This is a genomic window from Streptomyces pseudogriseolus (genome assembly GCA_002154585.1).
GTDB lineage: Bacteria > Actinomycetota > Actinomycetes > Streptomycetales > Streptomycetaceae > Streptomyces > Streptomyces pseudogriseolus.
In genome coordinates, this window is sequence record MUNG01000497.1 from 1 (window position 1) to 4,259 (window position 4,259).

Sequence of the window (4,259 nt, forward strand, 5' to 3'; positions counted from 1 at the left end):
GCGGCGTCGAGGTGTGCCTGGAGAAGCCGCTGAAGGACACCGACGGCGGCACGAAGCTCGACCTCCCGGCCGGGAAGAGCACCATCCAGGGCGAGGAGGCGCTGTCGTTCCTGCGCAACCGGCACGGGCTGAAGAACGAGAGCGACCTGGACCGGATCGGGATGCAGCAGAAGTTCGTCGCGTCGATGCTGCGCCGGCTCAAGGAGGACACTCTGAGCAGCCCGTCGAAGATGCTGGACGTCGCCGACGCGGCCACCAAGTCCCTCACCGTGGACCAGGGCATCGGCAGCGCCTCCAAACTGCTCACCCTCGCCCGGGAGCTGGGCAAGATCGACCTGAAGAACATCACGCTGATGACGCTCCCGGTGGTCGACAACCCGGACGAGCCGACGCCGGTGACCGTCGTCCCGAACCCGGAGAAGGCGCCGCAGGTGTTCTCCATGCTCCAGGACGACGTGTCGTTCACCGAGGTGAAGAAGCAGCAGAAGAAGGCCAAGGACAAGCAGGCCGCGCTGCTGAACGGGCCGCGGGCCGAGGCGTCCGCCGTGCAGGTCGACGTCCGCAACGGCGGGGGGCCGCAGGGCGCGGCCGGGGAGACCGTCGCCTGGCTCCAGAGCAGCGCGGGGGTGTCCCGGTCGGCGAACCAGGGCAACGCCCCCGCGAAGGTCGCCCGCACCCGGCTCGTGTACGCCCCGGCCCAGGCCGACCAGGCGCGCGAGCTCGCCGACCTGATGGGCCTGCCCGCCGCCGCGCTGAAGCCGTCCGCGAAGGCCGGCGGCGAAGGACCGATGACGCTGACCCTCGGCCCCGACTTCAAGAAGGCCGGGGTGCCGGTCGCGACGCCGAGGAAGGTCGACGTCCCGCAGTCCCGGGCCGACGAGAAGATGTGCAAGGGCTGAGAGCGGGGACCGGAGATCGGGGCTCGGGCCGGTGCGGTACGGCGGCCGGCCCGAGACCGGGAACGGGGGTTACCCCCAGTGCGGCCGGGCTCCCGCGTGCCTACCTTGTGAGGCATGACCGGAATGGACGCGCGGGACGCCGAGCTGAAGAAGGAACTCCACGCCTCCCTGCAGGCCCGCAGGGAACTGGGCGAGGACTACGAGTCCGCCCTGGTCGACTCGTTCCTGGAGAAGGTCGACCAGCGCATCGACGGCGCCGTGGAGCGCCGGGTGCGCCGGCAGCTGGCCGAGCGGCAGCTCACGTCCGCCCGTGACGCGCGGGCGCCGAAGGTCACGGACTCCTGGGGCGAGCGGTTCGGCTTCGGCATCGTGTCACTGGTGCTGGCGGTGCCGCTGTCCGCGATCGGCGGGGGCGTGGCCGACCTGCCGGGGCTGCTGGTCGCCTGGGCCGGGATCGTGGGCGTGAACGTCGTCCAGGTCGTGCGCGGCAACCCGGAGCTGTTCCGGGGCCGTCGCGCCGCACGGGACGACGACGCCTGGGAGGACTGAGCCGCCGGGGGCCGGGTCAGGTCCGGAAAGGCACGTCCGGGGAAAAAATGTGCGCGGGGACCGCCGCACCCCCGTTGCCGGGGGGCGGGACGACGGCGGTCCCCGCGAACACGCGCTCCGCCAGAGGCGTAGAGCGTTGCACAGGCGTCCATGGAGGTCCGGGAGCCGCTCCGGAGGTCCTTCGACGCCGTGTGGCCGCCGGCCGGAACGGGGAGCCGCTCCCGTCCCGCCGACATCCACCACTGTGCCGTGGCTGTGTTAAGCGAGTGCTGCGCGGGCGTGACGTGCTCGTACCACTTCCGCGAAGGGCACGCGCGGCACGCCCGCGCGGGGACCGACGGTCCGTCAGGTCCTGTCGGCTTCCGTCAGGCTCCGGACTTGGCGAGGAAGGACAGCAGGTCCTGACGGCTGACCACACCGGTCGGCTTGCCCTCGACCAGCACGATCGCCGCGTCCGCCTTGCCCAGCACGGCCATCAGGTCCGCGACCGGCTCGCCGGAGCCGACCTGCGGCAGCGGCGCGCACATGTGCTTCTCCAGCGGGTCGTCGAGCGAGGCGCTCTTGCTGAACAGCGCGTCCAGCAGTTCGCGTTCCACCACCGAGCCGACGACCTCGGCGGCCATCACGTCCGGGTGGCCGGCGCCGGGCTTGACGACCGGCATCTGCGAGACGCCGTACTCGCGCAGCACCTCGATGGCCTGGCCGACGGTCTCGTCGGGGTGCATGTGGACGAGTGACGGGATGTGGCCGCCCTCCTTGTCGTCCAGGACGTCGGCGACGCGGGCGCTCGGGCCGCTGTCCTCGAGGAAGCCGTAGTCGGCCATCCACTCGTCGTTGAAGATCTTGCTGAGGTAGCCGCGTCCGCTGTCCGGCAGCAGGACGACGACCACGTCGTCCTCGCCCAGCCGGGAGGCCACCTCGAGCGCCGCCACGACCGCCATGCCGCAGGAGCCGCCGACCAGCAGGCCCTCCTCCTTGGCGAGCCGGCGGGTCATCTGGAAGGAGTCCTTGTCGGAGACGGCGACGATCTCGTCCGCGACGTCCCGGTCGTAGGCGGTCGGCCAGAAGTCCTCGCCGACGCCCTCCACCAGGTACGGACGGCCGGAGCCGCCCGAATACACCGAGCCCTCCGGGTCCGCGCCGACGACCTTCACGCGGCCGTCGCTGGCCTCCTTCAGGTAGCGGCCGGTGCCGGAGATGGTGCCGCCGGTGCCGACGCCGGCCACGAAGTGGGTGATCTTCCCCTCCGTCTGCTCCCACAGCTCCGGGCCGGTGGAGTGGTAGTGGGAGAGCGGGTTGTTGGGGTTGGAGTACTGGTCCGGCTTCCAGGCCCCGGGCGTCTCACGCACCAGCCGGTCGGAGACGTTGTAGTAGGAGTCGGGGTGCTCGGGGTCCACGGCGGTCGGGCAGACGACGACCTCGGCGCCGTACGCCCGCAGGACGTTGATCTTGTCCGTGGACACCTTGTCCGGGCAGACGAAGATGCACTTGTAGCCCTTCTGCTGGGCCACGATGGCGAGTCCGACGCCGGTGTTGCCGCTGGTCGGCTCGACGATGGTGCCGCCCGGCTTCAGCTCCCCGCTCTTCTCGGCCGCCTCGATCATGCGCAGGGCGATGCGGTCCTTCACGGAGCCGCCCGGGTTGAAGTACTCCACCTTGGCCAGGACGGTGGCCCTGATGCCCTTGGTCACGCTGTTGAGCCGCACCAGCGGGGTGTTGCCGACGAGGCTGATCATCGAGTCGTGGAATTGCACCGTTGTCTCCGGATGCTGCAAAAGGGGTGGTCGTGGTGGTGCTGCCAGCCTAGGCCCTTCCCGGTGCCGGACCCGGCCGGGTCGTTCACTCCCCGTGGGGATTGGAGCACCGTCCGTACGGGGCAAGCACTGGGTGTACGGCTACGAGGAGGTGGCGGCGGTCATGACGGGGATGTCGAGGGCGCGAGTGGCCCGGCGCATCGCGGCCGGCGCCGCGTACGGCGGCGGGGGGATCGGGCTGGCCGGGGCGGCGGCCATGGGGCTGCTGCTGGCGGAGGCGCAGCTGGCCCGGCGCCGGGTGGGCAACGGCACGAGTCCTCATGTGCCCAACGCGGACGGGCTGTACGGCGCCTCCTGGACCGTGCCGGGCGAACCGGCGCTGCGGCTGACGATGCTGGGCGACTCCACGGCGGCCGGGCAGGGCGTGCACCGGGCCGGACAGACGCCGGGCGCGCTGCTCGCGTCCGGGGTGGCGGCGATCGCGGAGCGCCCCGTGGGGCTGTCCACGGTCGCCGTGCCCGGGGCGCGCTCGGACGACCTGGACCGGCAGGTGAGTCTGGCGCTGGCGGACGCGTCGCGGGTGCCGGACATCTGCGTGATCATGGTCGGCGCGAACGACGTCACGCACCGCATGCCGCCCACCCGGTCCGTACGTCACCTCGCCTCCGCGGTGCGCCGGCTGCGGACGGCCGGCGCGGAGGTGGTCGTCGGCACGTGCCCGGACCTCGGCACGATCGAGCCCGTGCGGCAGCCGCTGCGCTGGCTGGCCCGGCGCGCCTCGCGGCAGCTCGCGGCGGCCCAGACGATCGGCGTGGTGGAGCAGGGGGGGCGCACGGTGTCGCTGGGCGACCTGCTGGGTCCGGAGTTCGCGGCGAACCCGCGCGAGCTGTTCGGCCCGGACAGCTACCACCCCTCGGCGGAGGGGTACGCGACGGCGGCGATGGCGGTGCTGCCGACGGTGTGCGCGGCGCTGGGGCTGTGGCCGGCGGAGGAGGAGCGGCCGGACGCCGCGCGCCGGGAGGGGTTCCTGCCGGTGGCGCGGGCGGCGGCGGAGGCC

The 4,259-nt window shown here is 72.6% G+C and carries 4 protein-coding genes; 3 read left to right on the forward strand and 1 reads right to left on the reverse strand.

Annotated features, from left to right (window positions below; genetic code table 11):
* Together CCN29_RS31760 and CCN29_RS31765 are read left to right on the forward strand one after the other, a co-directional pair.
* Positions 1-899, forward strand: an 899-nt coding sequence (locus tag CCN29_RS31760) for an LCP family protein (protein WP_143661431.1), incomplete at its 5' end; no start/stop codon positions are given.
* Positions 900-1,022: 123 nt separating this feature from the next.
* On the forward strand, positions 1,023-1,448 hold the full coding sequence (locus tag CCN29_RS31765; protein ID WP_006135896.1) for a hypothetical protein: 426 nt from the start codon (positions 1,023-1,025) through the stop codon (positions 1,446-1,448).
* Positions 1,449-1,813: 365 nt separating this feature from the next.
* Here the strand turns inward: CCN29_RS31765 and CCN29_RS31770 are convergent, their stop codons facing one another.
* Positions 1,814-3,202 carry a cystathionine beta-synthase gene (locus CCN29_RS31770; RefSeq protein WP_006135895.1) on the reverse strand — a complete coding sequence of 463 codons (1,389 nt, stop codon included), beginning with the start codon at positions 3,200-3,202 and terminating at the stop codon, positions 1,814-1,816.
* A 163-nt stretch (positions 3,203-3,365) separates the two neighbouring features.
* Between CCN29_RS31770 and CCN29_RS31775 the strand changes: the two genes are divergently transcribed.
* On the forward strand, positions 3,366-4,259 hold an 894-nt coding region (locus tag CCN29_RS31775; protein WP_086685995.1), incomplete at its 3' end, for an SGNH/GDSL hydrolase family protein.

What these genes read in the sequence shown, in the direction of transcription:
- CCN29_RS31765 (WP_006135896.1), top strand. Translation starts at nt 1,023, where the DNA reads ATGGACGCGCGGGACGCCGAGCTGAAGAAGGAACTCCACGCCTCCCTG.